Source organism: Pseudothermotoga sp. U03pept (assembly GCF_051235805.1).
In the GTDB taxonomy this organism is placed as follows: domain Bacteria; phylum Thermotogota; class Thermotogae; order Thermotogales; family DSM-5069; genus Pseudothermotoga_B.
This window is the reverse complement of sequence record NZ_JBPNXV010000001.1, coordinates 1,131,486-1,147,777: the sequence shown is the minus strand read 5'-3', so window position 1 is coordinate 1,147,777 and position 16,292 is coordinate 1,131,486. Positions and strand designations below refer to the sequence as shown.

17 protein-coding genes are annotated in these 16,292 nt (G+C 43.7%); 10 read left to right on the top strand and 7 right to left on the bottom strand.

The genetic code is table 11. The features are described from left to right. Window positions 1–4 precede the first annotated feature (4 nt). From ACSFC1_RS05585 to dnaX, 4 genes are all read right to left on the bottom strand, one after another. A complete protein-coding gene (locus tag ACSFC1_RS05585) occupies window positions 5–1,198 on the bottom strand; it encodes a phosphoglycerate kinase (protein ID WP_435565132.1) in 1,194 nt (397 codons plus the stop codon). A 39-nt stretch (window positions 1,199–1,237) separates the two neighbouring features. Next, on the bottom strand, window positions 1,238–2,236 hold the full coding sequence (gene gap / locus ACSFC1_RS05580; RefSeq protein ID WP_435565131.1) for a type I glyceraldehyde-3-phosphate dehydrogenase: 999 nt from the start codon (window positions 2,234–2,236) through the stop codon (window positions 1,238–1,240). A 79-nt stretch (window positions 2,237–2,315) separates the two neighbouring features. Next, on the bottom strand, window positions 2,316–2,663 hold the full coding sequence (locus tag ACSFC1_RS05575) for a YbaB/EbfC family nucleoid-associated protein (RefSeq protein WP_435565130.1): 348 nt from the start codon (window positions 2,661–2,663) through the stop codon (window positions 2,316–2,318). Between the two features lie 6 nt (window positions 2,664–2,669). Further along, window positions 2,670–4,058, bottom strand: coding sequence for a DNA polymerase III subunit gamma/tau (gene dnaX / locus ACSFC1_RS05570; RefSeq protein ID WP_435565129.1), 1,389 nt, complete (start codon window positions 4,056–4,058; stop codon window positions 2,670–2,672). A gap of 52 nt (window positions 4,059–4,110) precedes the next feature. Between dnaX and ACSFC1_RS05565 the strand changes: the two genes are divergently transcribed. Genes ACSFC1_RS05565 through ACSFC1_RS05550 form a run of 4 tightly spaced genes read left to right on the top strand, consistent with a single transcriptional unit; the run spans window position 4,111 to window position 7,477 of the window. Then, window positions 4,111–4,662, top strand: coding sequence for a transglycosylase SLT domain-containing protein (locus tag ACSFC1_RS05565; protein ID WP_435565128.1), 552 nt, complete (start codon window positions 4,111–4,113; stop codon window positions 4,660–4,662). Next, complete coding sequence (locus tag ACSFC1_RS05560; RefSeq protein ID WP_435565127.1) at window positions 4,652–5,296, top strand: response regulator transcription factor; 645 nt, start codon at window positions 4,652–4,654, stop codon at window positions 5,294–5,296. The genes ACSFC1_RS05565 and ACSFC1_RS05560 overlap by 11 nt, the downstream gene beginning before the upstream one ends. Further along, window positions 5,280–6,590: a sensor histidine kinase gene (locus ACSFC1_RS05555; protein ID WP_435565126.1), complete on the top strand. Its 1,311-nt coding sequence runs from the start codon at window positions 5,280–5,282 to the stop codon at window positions 6,588–6,590. Before ACSFC1_RS05560 ends, ACSFC1_RS05555 begins: the two co-directional genes overlap by 17 nt. Continuing rightward, window positions 6,587–7,477, top strand: a complete 891-nt coding sequence (locus tag ACSFC1_RS05550) for a DUF1385 domain-containing protein (protein WP_435565125.1) — start codon at window positions 6,587–6,589, stop codon at window positions 7,475–7,477. Before ACSFC1_RS05555 ends, ACSFC1_RS05550 begins: the two co-directional genes overlap by 4 nt. Here ACSFC1_RS05550 and ACSFC1_RS05545 read toward each other — a convergent pair. The 3 genes from ACSFC1_RS05545 to ACSFC1_RS05535 are packed head-to-tail and all read right to left on the bottom strand — an operon-like array spanning window position 7,376 to window position 11,554. Next, window positions 7,376–8,257 carry a glycosyltransferase family 4 protein gene (locus ACSFC1_RS05545; RefSeq protein ID WP_435565124.1) on the bottom strand — a complete coding sequence of 294 codons (882 nt, stop codon included), beginning with the start codon at window positions 8,255–8,257 and terminating at the stop codon, window positions 7,376–7,378. The genes ACSFC1_RS05550 and ACSFC1_RS05545 overlap by 102 nt on opposite strands. Window positions 8,258–8,267: 10 nt before the next feature. Beyond that, window positions 8,268–10,052, bottom strand: a complete 1,785-nt coding sequence (locus tag ACSFC1_RS05540; RefSeq protein WP_435565123.1) for a polysaccharide biosynthesis protein — start codon at window positions 10,050–10,052, stop codon at window positions 8,268–8,270. A gap of 2 nt (window positions 10,053–10,054) precedes the next feature. Then, window positions 10,055–11,554, bottom strand: coding sequence for an HD domain-containing protein (locus tag ACSFC1_RS05535; RefSeq protein ID WP_435565122.1), 1,500 nt, complete (start codon window positions 11,552–11,554; stop codon window positions 10,055–10,057). Window positions 11,555–11,624: 70 nt separating this feature from the next. Between ACSFC1_RS05535 and ACSFC1_RS05530 the strand changes: the two genes are divergently transcribed. From ACSFC1_RS05530 to ACSFC1_RS05505, 6 genes are read left to right on the top strand one after another with little or no spacing between them, the layout of a single operon-like run. Further along, a complete protein-coding gene (locus ACSFC1_RS05530; protein ID WP_435565121.1) occupies window positions 11,625–12,263 on the top strand; it encodes a TIGR03936 family radical SAM-associated protein in 639 nt (212 codons plus the stop codon). Continuing rightward, window positions 12,245–12,619, top strand: coding sequence for a response regulator transcription factor (locus ACSFC1_RS05525; protein WP_435565120.1), 375 nt, complete (start codon window positions 12,245–12,247; stop codon window positions 12,617–12,619). Before ACSFC1_RS05530 ends, ACSFC1_RS05525 begins: the two co-directional genes overlap by 19 nt. Then, the gene (locus ACSFC1_RS05520; protein WP_435565119.1) at window positions 12,609–13,973 is read left to right on the top strand and encodes a PP2C family protein-serine/threonine phosphatase; all 1,365 of its coding nucleotides are present in this window, start codon (window positions 12,609–12,611) and stop codon (window positions 13,971–13,973) included. Before ACSFC1_RS05525 ends, ACSFC1_RS05520 begins: the two co-directional genes overlap by 11 nt. Window positions 13,974–13,984: 11 nt before the next feature. Next, window positions 13,985–14,746: a YebC/PmpR family DNA-binding transcriptional regulator gene (locus tag ACSFC1_RS05515; RefSeq protein WP_435565118.1), complete on the top strand. Its 762-nt coding sequence runs from the start codon at window positions 13,985–13,987 to the stop codon at window positions 14,744–14,746. 11 nt (window positions 14,747–14,757) lie between these two features. Continuing rightward, complete coding sequence (locus tag ACSFC1_RS05510) at window positions 14,758–15,507, top strand: hypothetical protein (RefSeq protein WP_435565117.1); 750 nt, start codon at window positions 14,758–14,760, stop codon at window positions 15,505–15,507. Then, window positions 15,476–16,291, top strand: coding sequence for a CheR family methyltransferase (locus ACSFC1_RS05505; protein WP_435565116.1), 816 nt, complete (start codon window positions 15,476–15,478; stop codon window positions 16,289–16,291). Before ACSFC1_RS05510 ends, ACSFC1_RS05505 begins: the two co-directional genes overlap by 32 nt. The last annotated feature ends 1 nt before the right edge of the window (window position 16,292 follow it).

Below are 16,292 nucleotides of genomic sequence, written 5' to 3'. Positions count from 1 at the left end.
CTATCTATTTTTTTTTATCAGCTAAGCTGCTTATTCCGGGAAGTTCCTTGCCTTCAAGAAACTCCAAAGATGCTCCTCCTCCAGTCGAGACGTGGGAATAAGCTGCTTCCAAACCAAATTTAGCAACAGCTGCCGCCGAATCTCCTCCACCGATGACCGTCGTGCCTTTAACTTTTGCGATCATCTCGGCAACGGCCTTTGTGCCTGCTGCAAAATCGTCTATCTCAAAAACGCCCATAGGTCCGTTCCACACAACGGTTTTAGCATTTTGCAAAGCTTTTTCAAACAGCTTCACTGACTCAGGACCAATGTCCAAACCCATCCATCCTTCTGGTATGCCATCTTTCATATTGACGATCCTTTTTTCAACCCCAGCCTCGATCTTCTGGGCAATCACGGCATCTACCGGTAGTACGATTTCAACGTTCTTTTCCTTTGCTTGTTTCATTATCTGTTTTGCAAGCTCCAGTTTATCGTCTTCTACCAGAGAAGAGCCAATCGAAAAGCCCTGTGCTTTGAGGAATGTGAACATCATTGCTCCACCTATCAGGAGCTTGTCTGCTCTGTTCAAAAGATTGGTTATGACTCCTATCTTGTCGGACACCTTTGCGCCTCCGAGTACGACTACGTATGGATGCTCTGGTTCATAAGTGACTTTGTTGAGAAATTCGATCTCTTTTTCCATCAAGAAACCTGCAACACTTGGAATAAAGGTGGCAATACCAACATTAGAAGAGTGAGCCCTATGGGCTGTTCCAAATGCGTCGTTCACATGAATATCCGCAAGTTCCGCCCAAGCTTTTGCGAGCTCCAAATCATTCTTTTCCTCTCCAGGATGGAATCTGGTATTCTCGAGTACCAAAATCTCTCCTGACTTCATACTCTTAACGGCTTGTTTTACTTCTTCTCCTATAAGATGAGGAATGAACGTAACCTTCAAGTTCGATATTTTTGCAAGATGATCTGCTACAGGTTTCAGCGTGTATTTTGGATCTGGACCACCCTTAGGTCTGCCAAGATGAGATAGGAGAATGACCTTTGCCCCTTTGTCAACTGCGTACCTTATCGTTGGAAGTGCTGCCGTGATTCTTGTGTCATCTGAAACTTTGCCGTCCTTATCAACTGGTACGTTGAAATCAACCCTCATGATCACGGTTTTTCCCGAAAGATCAACATCTTTTATGGTTAGTTTCTTCATCCTTTCACCCCCAGAAAGAGGGAGGAGACCTCCCTCATCTCACATCAACTTTGCCACGAGTTCAACTGTGTCAACCACTCTGCAGCTGTAACCGTATTCGTTGTCATACCAAGAGAAGACTTTTATGAGATTGCCCTTCACATTCGTCAAAGTTGCATCGAAGATGCCGGAGTAGGTGGTACCTATGATGTCGCTGCTCACTATTGGATCAGTGTTGTACTTGACTATTCCTTTGAGAGTGGTTTCGCAGGCGTTCTTCATTATCTGGTTAATTTCTTCAACACTCGCCTGTTTTTCGACGACTGCAACGAAGTCAGAGATCGATCCATCGGGTACGGGCACTCTCAAGGCAACTCCGTCAAGTTTTCCTTTCAGTTCTGGTACAACCAATGCCACTGCCTTGGCTGCACCCGTGGTCGTTGGAATGGTGTTGATGGCAGCTGCTCTTGCTCTTCTCAAGTCTTTGTGTGGTAGATCCAAAACCCTCTGATCGTTGGTGTAAGCATGTACCGTTGTCAAGAAACCGCTGAGAATGTTGAATTTCTCATGAAGTACCTTTATTATTGGGGCAATAGAGTTGGTTGTGCACGATGCACAAGAGATAACTGTGTGCTCTGGTTTGAGATTCTTCTCGTTGCACCCAATGACAACTGTGATGTCTTCACCCTTTGCTGGAGCTGTGATTATAACCTTCTTGGCACCTGCTTGCAAATGCAAAGAGGCTTTTTCTTTGTCTGTGAAAACTCCTGAAGATTCGATTACTATATCCACACCCAGATCCTTCCATGGGAGTTTCGAAGGATCTTTTTCACTGAAGATCATGTAACTCTTACCGTCGATGACTATTTCCTTTTCTTTTGCTACGACTTCGTTCGGATAAATCTTATGTACAGAATCGTACTTAAAGAGATGGGCCAATGTTGCGGCATCGGTGACATCGTTAATTGCAACTACATCCAGATCCTTCCAGTTGCGTCTCAAGATTTCTCTGAGAACTACTCTTCCTACTCTTCCAAACCCGTTGATTGCAACTTTCATGTTTTTCCCTCCTCAAACTTAGTGTCTATGCAAATTCTACCCGGTAATGTTTACAACATTCACGAATTTGTGTAAAATCTCACAAATTTGGTAGACCACCCACTCCGACTATCTTTGAGATCTCTTCGTTCCTCTTTTCGGTGACCTTTCTCATCGTTTCGTTAATTGCTGCAATCAAAAGATCGTTGAACATCTCTCGATCGTCGAGCAATGATTCATCGTACTCAATCGACACTACCTCGTAGTTGCATTTCGCCGTTACCTTGACAGCACCACCTCCTGCCGAGGCTGAGACTTCGATCTTTTCAAATTCCTGTTCGACCTTTTCGAATTGTTCTTTCATCTGTTGTTGAAGTTTCTCGATGTTACCTGCTGGTTTCTCAGGCTTTCCATAATTTCTTCCACCAAATCCTTTGAGTTTTTTCACCTTTCTTCACTCCTCTATTCTTACTCTCCCCGGAAAGTTCTCCTGCAATTTCTGAAGAATCCTCTTCTCTCTTTCTTCATCGATGAAAAGATTGACAACGACGTCTTTCTGCATTTTTGTCTTGAACAAGTATTCAAGTTCCAACAGTTTTTCTCTCAGGTACTCATATTGAAAACGCTGAGAAGGCAGAAAGGATATATCTAAGATATGTCCTTTTTGCGTGATTCTCGATTGAGTTAGAGCAACGTATATAGACATGTCCTTCTCATCTTTAAGCCACTGTAATAACTCTTCGATCTGAGAAAGATTCGAATCGACCTTCTTCTCTCTGGGTTGTACAATCTCTTCAACCGGCTTCGATTTTTGCACTACCTCTTGTCTTGACTCTGAACTCTTGGCAGCAAGGTTCATTGCCAAGATCTTGCAGATTGTCTTTTTGTTCTCAGCAAACCTGAGTTCCTTGGATATCTCAAGTAAGTCCTTTGCCAACTGCAAGAGTTCTATGGTAGCATTTTGTGAGATTCTCTCTTCAATTCTTTCAACAGACAATGCAACAAGCTGAGCCAAATCGTAACCGTTCTCGAAAACGGTGTCAAGCAATCTTTCGATCTGTGAGATCTTACCGGTGATAATGTAATCGATGAACTGGTCAACGATCTCTGAAGGCACCAATCCGAGTGCCTTCTCAGCGAGAGAAAGAGAAATCACTTCACCAAGAGCGAAATTGGCAATTTGTTCTAAGTAAGAAAGCGCATCTCTCATACCACCGGCAGATCTTTTGGCTATCAGTTTAGCAGCATCCTCTTCCAGATTCAAGCCTTCCTTCTTGGCAACAACCATTAAGTTTTGGAAGATATCAGTTTCTGTGAAATTCTTGAATTCGATCACCTGGCAGCGGGAAACTATCGTTGGAGGAACCCTTTCAAGGTTAGTGGTTGCCAGTACAAAGGTGACACCAACAGGCGGTTCTTCGAGTGTTTTCAGAAACGCATTGAAAGCCTCCCGAGTGAGCATGTGAAATTCATCGACGATGTAGACCTTATATCTTCCCATCATTGGTCTGAATCCTACGGCATCTCTTATCCTGCGCATTTCATCGATACCTCTGTTTGAAGCTGCGTCCAGTTCTATCACATCAGGGTGAGTGCCTCGATCTATCGAAAGGCAACTTTCACACTCACAACAAGGTTCATAGGTAGATCTGTTTGGACAGTTCAGTGCCTTTGCCAGAATTCTTGCCACCGAAGTCTTTCCAGTTCCTCGAGGACCAGAAAAGATATAGGCATGAGAGACCCTATCTTTAGTTATGGCATTCTGAAGAACCAATTTTGCCTGCTTCTGGTCTATAATTTGGTCGAAGTTCTTTGGTCTGTACTTGCGATAAAGAGCTTCCACAGAGTTCCACCCTGTGAAATTATAACAGATTGACGCTTTGGAGGTGCAAATTTTGCTTGCTGAGAAGAGAAAGAAGATCTTAGTAGTGACCTTGCTGCTGATGTCAGCTCTAATGGTAGCTGAACCGGCGCCGACCTGGTTCAGCAAACTCGTAAGAGAGACTCGGTCAAAACATGATTTGATCGTTGATGCACAGATCATCGATGAGATGTACAGTGCTATAGTTGAAGTGAGCAAGAAGTATGACTTCGATCCACTCTTGATCATTGCCCTGATAAAGGTCGAGAGCGAGTTCAGAAATGTGGTTGGCATGTACGGTGAGTTGGGTTTGGTCCAGATAAAGAAAGAGACTGCTGAGTTTGTGGCGCAGAAGTACTCACTGTCTGAGCCAGAAGGTGGATGGTCAACGCTTCTTTGGGACTACCGGCTGAATATAGAGTATGGAGTTCTTTACCTCAAGTATTTGCTACAGAAAACCTCTGGTAATCTCTTGAAGGCTCTTGAAATGTACAACGGTGGTAACATGAAATCAGAGTATGCAAACAGAATAGTCAAAGAGTACAAGGAGCTGATGAAATATAAGGATACTAATAGTGGAAGATGACCAAAAGATAGCACGTCTTCTTCAACTCCTCTTTGAAAACCATGGTTACGAAGTTCTTATAGCGAGCACCGGAGAGGAAGGCTGGCGAATGTATTCGACTCATAATCCTGCTCTGGTGATCCTTGATCTCATGCTACCTGGGATGGATGGGTTTGAGGTTCTGGAGAAGATCAGATCTGTGGACGAAGAGGTCGGAGTAGTAGTTTTGACAGCCCGAGGTGAAGTCGAGAACAGAATAAGAGGCTTGAAGAAGGGTGCCGATGATTACATACCAAAACCCTTCCATCTTGATGAACTGCTCACGCGTGTGGAAGCCGTTGCAAGGAGAGTCAGAAAACCGGAGTTGTTGAAGATTGGGTCCATGGTGTTTGACGTCAATTCAAAGATACTCACCTTCCCAGATGGTTCGACAGTCGTACTTTCCGAAAGAGAGAGTAGTCTACTTTATCATCTTTTCATAAATGCCGGTAGGGTGGTTAGCAGGGAAGAACTCTTGAAAGAGGTATGGGGCGACAGTGAGTTCATAAGCAAGAACATCGTGGATGTTTACATAAAGTACTTACGAGACAAATTGAAGGATCACGGTAAAATAGTGAAAACAGTTAGGGGTATTGGCTATGTTCTCTACGCTTAAGTGGAAGATGGTTTTCTGGCAGACTGTACTCTTTTCAACCATACTCGGTCTGGGTTTGCTCACCGCATATTCTCTGGTAAAGAATATGCATCTATCTCGTTCGGCTGATAATCTGAGAAACGAAGTAATTACGGCCTTCAGAATACCTGGCAGGATTCTGGTGAACCTCAGACTGCCGCCAGGCGTTGCAGTTCTTGATGATTCTGGAAACGTGGTACTCGGTAGCGTGAATACAGAACACGAGCATTTCAAGAGATTTGTAGAACAAGTGATGAACACAAAACGACCAACTTACATAAAATTGGGTAAAGACGAGTATTTGGTGGTCAGAGCGAGATTCATAACTGCCTCAGGTGAAAGAGATTTCTTTTTGCTTTCACCAGCAGGTGGAATTGGCGATTTTCTGAAGATTCTCTCGCGTGCTTTTGTCGTTTTCTGGATTTTCTTCAGTGTGATTTCCTTGGCTTTGGGTAGCTATTTCGTTAGTAGATCACTCTCACCGATGAGTATGATCACTGAACAATTGAAGGATATCAACACGACTGATTTGAACAAAAGGGTTTATGATCCTGGTACGAACGACGAAGTTTCTCTGCTTGCAAAGACTATAAACAACATGCTCGACCGATTGAGAATTGGATTTGAAGCCCAGAACGACTTTGTCAATGATGTCTCTCATGAACTCAGAACACCGTTGACGACAATACAAGGTTATGCTGAACTAATTCAGCGTTTTACAGATAACAAGCAGATCGTTCTCGAATCCGCACAGACCATACACGAAACCTCAGCCAAACTCATATCGTTGTCTGAGACACTGCTCATGCTTTCAAAACCCATTACGAAACTCGAGATGAAGTTGATCGAACTGAAACCATTTTTACAAGAGCTTGCCGATGAGTTTCGTCACCAGTTCCCTGAGTTCCAAATAGAAGTAGAAGGAGAAGGTAAAGGATATGTGGACAGTAAAGTTCTACAGATAATCGTGAAAGCTTTAGCAGAGAACGCGATAAAGTTTTCAAAGGATAGAAAACAGATCATTCTGAAATGTGGTGAAGGTTGGCTGAGTGTGAAGGATTTCGGCATTGGGATAGACGACTCAGAAAAAGAGAAGATATTTCGGCGTTTCTACAAAGGTGATCGATCCAGGTCTACACCAGGATATGGCCTGGGGCTATCCTTAGTTGAGAAATTGGCAAAGATAATGGGTTGCACTATAGAACTTCAAAGTAAGCAGAATGAGGGTAGTGAATTCAAAGTCGTGTTACCACGATTTGAGGAGGAGAAGAGATGAAAATAGGAGGACAAGCGATAATCGAAGGTGTTCTCATGATGGGTAAGAATGTGGCAATCGCTGTTAGGAACAACAACGGAGAGATCGTTGTTGAAGAGATTGGCAAGAAGACTCCTTCAAGCTTGAAACTTTTCAAGGTACCGTTCCTGAGAGGTTTAATCAGTCTGTTTTATTCGCTCTATTATGGCATCTATGCTCTCGATAGATCGGCTGAAATAAGTTCTGGTCAGAAGATGAAAAAATCAGAGACCTTCTGGTCGATTTTTCTTGCCGTTGTATTGGCTGTGGGATTGTTCTTGGTTTTACCGGTTTTCTTGACCAGCCTCTTGACCTTTCTGCGGGGCAACGAATTCCTCTTTTCATTGGTTGAAGGTTTGATCAGACTCGGGTTGTTCTTACTCTATGTCTACATCATATCGCTGTTGAAAGATGTGAAAAGATTTTTCCAATACCATGGTGCTGAGCATATGGTGATTCATGCCTATGAGTCGAATGAACCACTGATTGATGAAAAGATAAGGAAATACAGTACCATTCATCCGAGATGCGGCACAAACTTTGTCATGATTTTCCTAATATTCTCCATAATATTTTTCAGCTTGCTCGGTTGGATTCTCCACTTGAATGTCTTTTGGAAGGTCATCAGCAGGGTGGCCTTCATACCCGTGATAGTAGGTTTTTCTTATGAGTTTCTAAGAATCTCAGCGCGAAACTCGAAAGCAATGCGCTTTTTGGCAGCACCGGGCCTCCTGCTCCAGAAGCTCACCACAGCGATTCCAGACGATTCACAGATTGAGGTTGCCATTGCGGCTTTGAAAAAGGCTGTAGGTGAAGAGAACAAGATAGATCATGCAAAAGAGCATGAAGGACCAGAGTTTTTCGGATAAGCCCAACAAATTGCAGACAAAGGAGAAGACGATAAGCATTATCAGAGAGCGCCATACACCAAATTTTCTCATCAGCAGATGATGAGTGTGATTTTTATCAGCACAGAAAGGATTTCTGTGACGAACTATGCGACGTGCGAAACTGCTTAGAACTTCGTAAGCCGGATAGCCAAGAAAGACTGTGGCATAGCACAGATCTCCCTTGAAGTACATCAGCGCATAAAATGGCAGCAGAATGCCGAGAACAGCCGATCCACTGTTTCCGAGAAAGGATTTAGCCTTCGGTAGATTGAAAGGTAGAAAACCAGCCAAGGCGAGGGCGAGGCGATCTTCTTTCAAGAAGAGAGCACTCAGCATTGAAGTAGAAGATGCAAGTGCGTCCATACCATCGATCATGTTGAGTGCGTTGAACATGGCAGCGAACCAAAAAACTTCCACAACCTTCCATAGCATTCCGTTCAGTGCTTGTCCCAGAAAATAGACTTGCTTGGGTCCTAAGCACACGGCAATGGTTGCGATCAGCATCTGAAATGGCAATTTGATTTTGTAAGAGAGATCTTCGATATCGTCCAAGACTCCCAGAAAAAAGGCTAAAGAGACAGGCAAGATGATCTTTATCTGAGTTTCTGTTGCAAGCAGAGCGACAAAGATCGCAATACCGCCACTCAGAGGAATTGGCATCTTGTGAATTTTTCTCGCATTTGGTATGTCCAAGGGGAATTTCTGCGAGAAGAATCTCACGAACAAGAGATTTAGAAGAAAAGATATGAGGAAACTCATCAAACACCTCTCATGTCTCGTTCAAGAACTGCTGTATCTTTTGAAAAACCTCTTGAGGTTGTTCCACTGCCATCTTCAAAAATGTGTCCACAGTATAACATAGCTTTTCAAAATCAACCTTCTTACCATTTCTGACCAGCAACACCTTTGGATGTGTCGTAGACTCCACCTTCTCATATTCGTAGAAAAGTTCCTCGGTGAGTTTCTCACCGTCTCGACTTCCTGTGTAGACTATTTTGATGTCTTGATCTGGAACAAGACCGTTCAGCATGATCATCGTTCGAGCTAATGTGTCTATCGAGATTGGTTTACCCATGTCCAAGACAAAGAGATCTTTGTCTGTGCCAAAACTACCCGCCTGCAGTACAAGCGAAACGGCTTCAGAGATACTCATGAAATATCTTGTCATTCTCGGATCAGTTACCGTCACAGGTCCTCCCTTCTGGATTTGATAGTTGAACTTCAAGATCACGCTGCCCCTGCTGCCAATCACGTTACCGAACCGCACTATCACAAAGTTCGTTTTGCATTTAGAATCGATGGAGAGCAAGAGTAGTTCTGCCAACCTTTTGCTCGCACCCATGATCGAAGAAGGCTTGACAGCCTTATCGGTGGAAACGAAGATCATCTTTTCGACATCAAACTCACAACACAGCTTTGCGACAATCTTTGTCCCAAGAGTATTGACACGCAGTGCTTCATATGGGTTTTCCTCCATCAACGGAACATGCTTGTGTGCGGCAGCGTGAAAGACAATCTCAGGTTTGGCAATCTCGAAGACTTGATGCATTCGCACGGAGTCTGAGACGTCTGCTATCACACGCATCCTGTTCAAAAGTGGGTAATCCACAGAAAGCTCTTCGTCTATCTGGTAGATGCTGTTTTCCCCCTTACCCAGCAGGACAAGCATTGAAGGTTCAAGTTTCGCCAACTGCCTACAAAGTTCACTGCCTATACTACCGCCTGCACCCGTTACGAGTATTCTCCTGCCTTTGACATAGGATCTTATCTGTTCAAGATCGACCTTGGTCTCTTCCCTACCCAGCAGATCTTCGACCGTAACCTCTCTGAGCTGACCTATCCTTGGCTGTGTATCAGTGAGCTCGTATATACCAGGCAGTGTACGAACTTTCACATGCTTCGGATTGATCAAAGACACGATTCTCCTCATCTGCTCAGCGCTTGCAGAAGGAATCGCTATTATGACTTCATCGACTTTCAACAAATCTATTACTCGCTGGGCTTCGTCGATAGGTCCATAGATTGGTATTCCGTGTATCTTTCGTCCAATCTTTCTCGGAGAATCGTCAAGAAACCCAACCACCCTTCCCAAGTTGGGGCGGTGTTCGAAATCTTCCAAAAGCATTGTCCCAGCACTTCCTGCACCAATTATCAACACCCTCTTGTTACTCGTTGGTGGAACGGTATTCAACCACTGCCAGAAGAAACGACTTGCGATCATCAGCATCGTTGAACCCAAAAAAGTCATCACACCGACAGAACGAGGCAGAACGATAGTCCTTACTAAATAGAAAAAGAGGATATTCAAAAGATACGCCACAGCAGAACCTCTCATCAGAGTGATCATATCTTTGAAGGAAGCGTACAACCAGACTATGTTGTAAGTACCGTTCAGAATATAGACTAACGCGCTGATCGAACAATAGATTGGTACACTGGGGAAATACTTTGCAAGTTCTGCCCAGTCGAACCCAAGCCTGATGAAGAGAGCGATGATGCCTGCGAACAATGTCAAACCAACGTCTATGAAGAAAAGTAAAAGCCTTCTGGACAACTTCACCACCTCGTTGTCAACTCAGTGCCAGCTCTCGGTACAACATTGTATTTCCTGAGTATCTGTCGAATGTCTTCAGTGACATAAATTCTGACTATCTGAACCAAGTTGTTCGCCATCAGTTGGTAGGCTGGGTATTTCCTGAGGTATTCTTCAAGGGAAAAGACTTCTTCTTTTGTGGGATCATACAGAAACACGTTGCTCCTGAGAAATTCATCTGGATGCATAAGGGACAACTTGTAGGGAGTATCGGTCTTAAAGATTTCGTCGAAGCTGTTCAGAATTCTCTGCAACTCTTTCTTGTCTTGTTCTACTACTTCTGTGCTCTCGATCAAAGTTCTCAGTCTCGCCTTCATTTTCTGCAGGGTATCCTCCACAACTCCCTTACTCATGATCGAAGGATCGACACCAACAGCAGAAAAGGTGATTTCAGCTATCAATTTCCAAAGATCTCTTCTTTCGATACGCCTCAACAATTCATAAGCCTTCATCAGAGAATACTCATCTTCTTTGAGTTGTACATTTCCTTCGAAGATCTCTTGCTCATTCATGCCATATTTCTCGAGCAGCCTTTTGAACTCGAGTTTTATCTGTGAGAAAACAAACTGATCTGTCATGTCGAGAAACTTCGTTGTGTCGCTCACTTGTTCAGGCAACTTGAGTGATTCGTAGATGAGCGATAGTATTTGCTGGATCATTAGATCGGCTGCTCTGGACGTCTTGTGAAAATAGACGTTCTTGTACATCATAAACCTGCCGAAGAGACTTGTGTATATCTGATCGAGGACTTTCGCATGATAGCACAAGATCTTTTTTCCATCTTTTTCCTTTACAAAAGAGTTCCTGATGATTCTATCAATCGCACCCACGCCGAACTGCGTTGTACCACTGTAATAGGAATCCCTCATGAGAAAATCAAGTCTGTCGGCACCCAGTGGTCCTTGCACGATGTTGAACTCAACGGTTCCAGCCTCTTCCCCCTCAAAGACTTCGTTCACCAAATTCATGAGTTTCAAAAAGCTATCTTCACTCACTTGATCTAATCCAAGAGTTTGGTACAGGTCCTCAGCAACTGCATCTTTCATTCTTGGATCAGATATTCTCTGGTAAGATTTCATCATCTCAGAAGGCATCAACTCAAGCAATATTCTCTTTCTGAATTCATCGTGACCTTCCGTCAATCCCATTCTCTTGTAGACAACATCGTCGAATTGGTGACTGAATGGACCATGACCAATGTCATGAAGCAACCCGGCAAGTCGGACAACTCGCCTTTTCGATTGGTCTTCGAAGAGCCTTGAAGCGTAGATACCACAGATGTGCATCACACCGAGTGAGTGAGAAAATCTATTGTGTGTCGCACCAGGGTAGACGAGCTCAGCACCAACTAACTGTGACAGATATCTCAGCCTTTGGATTGGCCTGGTATCTATTGAGAGTATTTCTAATGGATACATGAAGATCTCAAAGTGAATTGGATCACGAGATACTTTGTAGTACAATCAAAACCACCTCTTTCCAATTCTTAAATCATTATAGTATAATTTACCGGTCAACGGCATAGGAGGAAAGATGTACGCAATTATAAAATACAAAAAATATGGCTTGATGAGGTTTCTGTCGGCAATAGAAACGTCAAATGCTATAGAGAGGAACATTCGGCGCAGTGGATTGCCATTTGCGCTCACCGAAGGTTTCCACAAAAAACCAAAGATTTCGTATCTCGATCCAACACCCACTGGTGTGGTGAATCTCGCACTGTACACAAGGGTCGATTTCAGTGGCAGAGTTGAAGGGGTATTAAGCAAACTAAAGGAAACCTCACTCAAAGGCATTTCTCCTGAAAAGCTGTGGTGGACTGAACTGAATCCGAACAAATTGGTGACAGCTTATGCCTTTAGAATCCTCATACCTAAGAACTGTACCGATCTGTTGGCATATGACCCCGCAAGGCAGATTGTGATTGCGGAGAAATCAAAGTCAGGTCCCATTAGTTATTTCTTTGAAAACGTGCAATTCAGTTCTCAAGGTGAATTTCTTGTGATAAGATATGAACAGAAAAGGGACCGACTCATTCGTGCTCGATATCTGTACCAGCCCATCTTGAGAGAAGAGGAATGTTCTGTATTGGTTACGTGCACGGAGGCACTCTGTGACGGCAGAAAACTGTCAGAAATCTTGGAGGAATCATCATGGGCTATAGAGTCTTAGTGGTCGATGATTCTGAGGTCTTGAGAAAGATCGTTAGCTTCAATCTCACGAGAGAGGGGTATGCAGTTGACGAAGCAAAGGATGGAAAGGAAGCCCTCGAGAAGCTAAGACAGGCAAAACCAGATCTCGTGATCTTAGATATAATGATGCCTCACATCGATGGGTTTGAAGTTCTCAGGACAATGAGAAAAGATCCTGAGCTAAAGGACGTTCCCGTGATAATGTTGACGGCGAAGGGTGGGGAGGATGATCCAAAAGTAGCCTTGGAGATCGGTGCCAATGGTTTTCTCACAAAGCCCTTCAGCCCACTGAAATTGCTCGAAGAAGTTCGCAGGGTGATAGGCCGTGGAACATGAACTAAAGCAGGTCTATGAGAAAATCTCTAAAACGATGAACTTACCTCCATACCAAGGTTTGTCGAGTCTCAAAGACATATCCATGGCTATAGACAAAATAATGGCGGAACTGAATGAGCGGCGAAAGAACTACACGAAGTTGCTCGAAGAGCACATAGAAGAACTCTCCAGGACTTACCAAGAAATTGCAACTCTCTTTGAACTCAACAATGTTTTTGCGAATGTTGTGGACCCCGAAGAAGGTCTTGAGTCGTTGGTCGAGCTATTGAAACAAACGATACCTTTCTTAGCAGTGTGCATCGAGCTGAACGTGGCAGATCGACACGTTTATTACGAAAAACTTTTCGCACTTGATCGTGAAACCTTCGAAAAGGCAAAGCAGTTGATTGACACAAAGAGTGACAATGTTTTCTTGATCGAACCGACTCATAGTACAGAAGTTCGGAATCTGTTGTCAGTTCCCGTCAAGAGTGGCAAATCTCTTTGGGGAAGGATCACGCTCGTTGAAAGAGAACCAGATATCTTCACCGCGGTGGACAGGAAGATTCTCGAAGCCGCTGCTCAGCAGTTATCGTCGATATGTGAAAGGTATGTGAGGTTGAAAAGAGAGGTCGAGAGAGAAAGACTCAGAGAACAGCTCGAGATTGCAAGACAGATCCAAATGAGGCTCTACCCGAGAAAATTGCCAAATTTGAATTACGTCGAAATAAGCGCTGATACGATGCCTGCAATTCAAGTAGGTGGAGATTACTACGATATTCTTGTCAGAGAAAATCGCATTTTTGCAACAGTTGCAGACGTTTCAGGCAAAGGTATTCCAGCGGCTTTGATGATGACAGCATTGCGTAGTGCTTTGAGAACACTTTCCAGAAGTGCTGAAACAATCTCTCAACTTGCGGTGCAACTCAACAACGTGTTGTGCGAGGACTTGGAAGAAGACAGATTCGTCACCATGATACTGTTGTGCCTGACTCATGATGGTGAACTCCACATCGTGAACGCGGGACACAATCCTGTTTTACTGGTTAGCGGTGATGATATTACTACCGTAGAAGCACAAGATCTGCCACTTGGTATTCTGAGAGATACAAACTACAGAGAAGTGGTTACGAAGATCGGTACAGGAGATCTAATAGTGGCTTACACAGATGGCGTAACAGAAGCGAGGGACAGTTCTGGAAATGAATATGGACTTGAGAGATTTTGTGCAAAAATCAAGGAACTGAGGAATCACAGTGTTGTACAAATTGTTGAGCAACTGAAGAACGAGATTGAAAACTTTTCGAAGGGTACACAAAGACATGACGATACTACGATAACGGTGATAAAATATCTTGGAGATAACTCTGTTTAGGAGGGAAGAGAATGTCAGGACATAACAAATGGGCAAATATCAAACATCGAAAGATGGCACAGGACGCTAAGAGATCGCAGATGTTCACGAAATTGATACGTGAGTTGATAGTCGCTGCTCGTGAAGGTGGAGGAGATCCAGATACCAACCCACGGCTTAGAACGGCAATCGAAAAGGCGAAAGAAGCGAACATGCCAAAAGACAACATTGAAAAGGCTATCAAACGTGGTACTGGTGAACTTGAGGGTGTTGAGTATCAGGAGATCATATACGAAGCATATGGCCCTGCAGGTGTTGCGCTTTACATAAGGGCTTTGACCGACAACAAGAATAGAACAGCCCAAGAGTTGAGACACGTTTTGAGCAGACACGGTGGAAGTCTTGCCGATCTTGGAGCCGTTAGTTGGATCTTCGAGAGAAAGGGAATAATCAACGTGGCGCGCGATCAAGTGGCAAATGTTGAAGAATTGATGATGCTTGCAATTGACGCAGGAGCTGAAGATATCAACGATCAGGATGATCCGATTAGGATTGTTACATCTGCAGAGAACTTGACAGCAGTCAAAGAAACTCTTGAAAAGAACGGCTACAAGGTGGAGGCAAGTGTGTCGTATGTACCAAAGAACACAGTTCAAGTGACTGGAAAGGACGCAGAGAAAGTTTTGATGCTGATGAACGCACTCGAAGACATGGATGATGTACAAGACGTCTTCTCGAACTTTGAGATGGACGACGCAGAAATGGAAGCAATACTGTCACAGATGAATCAATGAGAGCTTCAATATTGTTCCTGCTGTTGCCTATTTCTGTTGCAGCTGCCGTAGTGAACTTTGACATAGCCATTGGCACCAGTCCTTGGTTTGGTGCCACGTTGTCTCCACACATTGAGTTTTGGCGCATCGAAGCTGATCTTTCTTTCAGTCTGCGTGTGGCTGTTGATCAAGGTCGCTTAAGTGTTTTGCCTCTTTATGAACCCTTTGAGAACTTGAAGTATCTGTCACTCGACTTAGGCACCGGTGGAGCCCTTTACCGCGTACCGTATGCGGGTTGGTTGAGCTTCAGTAACCTCAATTACGAAGCTAATACTTTGAGTTTATGGGGAATGAACGGCTCCATCGGAGCTGTCATTCAGGATAGTTATGCACTTTTCTTCAAGATCGATTACTTTTCGATCTGTGTCGACAACAACAGTGGTTATCACCTTTCAGTTCCAATAAATTTCAATGATTTCAAAATAGAACCGTTTATCTCCAATTTGGGCTATGGAGTTGGTCTTTCTCATAGAGGAATTGTTTTCTTCCTTGTGCCAAAGATGGGGTTACGAATTGGCTTTGCGGCAGACAGGTTGTTTTTCTTTGCGCAGCATCTCGCAAACAAGACAAACGTGGGTTTTGGCTGGGTGAACGAGGACGAGTGGGTTTTGGTGTCGAATGAATCGATAGATTTGAGGAAAAAGATTGACAAAATCTATGTGATCTTTCGTTCAGAAAAGGAGAGATGGTATGCAGGATTTTCTTTCCCAGTTTTCTGGTGATCTTCCCATGGAAGATTTCCAATGGTTCGTCAAAGAGGTTCACAGGTATTTTGGTTTGGATCTCTCTGGTTACAAACCACACAGAGTGAAAAGAAGAATAGAAATACTCATAAAAAAATATCGACTGTCTTCTTTTCAAGAGTACTTACGCTTCTTACTGTCAAATCCAGCGGCTAAAGAAGAGTTTCTCGACAAATTGACGATAAACGTCACAGAGTTTTTCAGAAACCCAGAAAAGTGGTGGGAGCTTAGAGATAAATATCTACCTGAGCTCTTGGTTTCGAGTAAGGGTAGATTCAAGGCATGGAGCGCAGGTTGTGCAAGTGGGGAAGAACCATACTCTTTGGCAATACTGCTTGAAGAACTGAATGCTCCTTCGACTGCCTCAGTGCTCGCCACAGATTTGGATGAAAGAGCACTCGAAGAGGCAAAAGCCGGTGTATATGAAGCAAGATCTATGGTGAGTACACCGAAGGCATATTTAGAGAAATATTTCGAGCTGCTTGATGGGAGTTACAAGGTAAAGGATTTTGTGAAAAAGAGAGTGGAGTTCAAAAAACACAATATGCTTCAAGATTCATTCCCTCAGTCACTTGACCTCATAATCTGTAGAAATGTGGTCATATACTTCGAAGCCTCTGCAAAAGACCAGCTTTACAGAAACTTCACCAAAGCTCTCAGGCTCGGTGGCATACTTTTCGTCGGCAGCACAGAGAGAATCTTCGATTACGCCGAGATAGGTCTGAAGATTATCAGTCCATTTTTCTACCAAAGGGTGAAGTGAG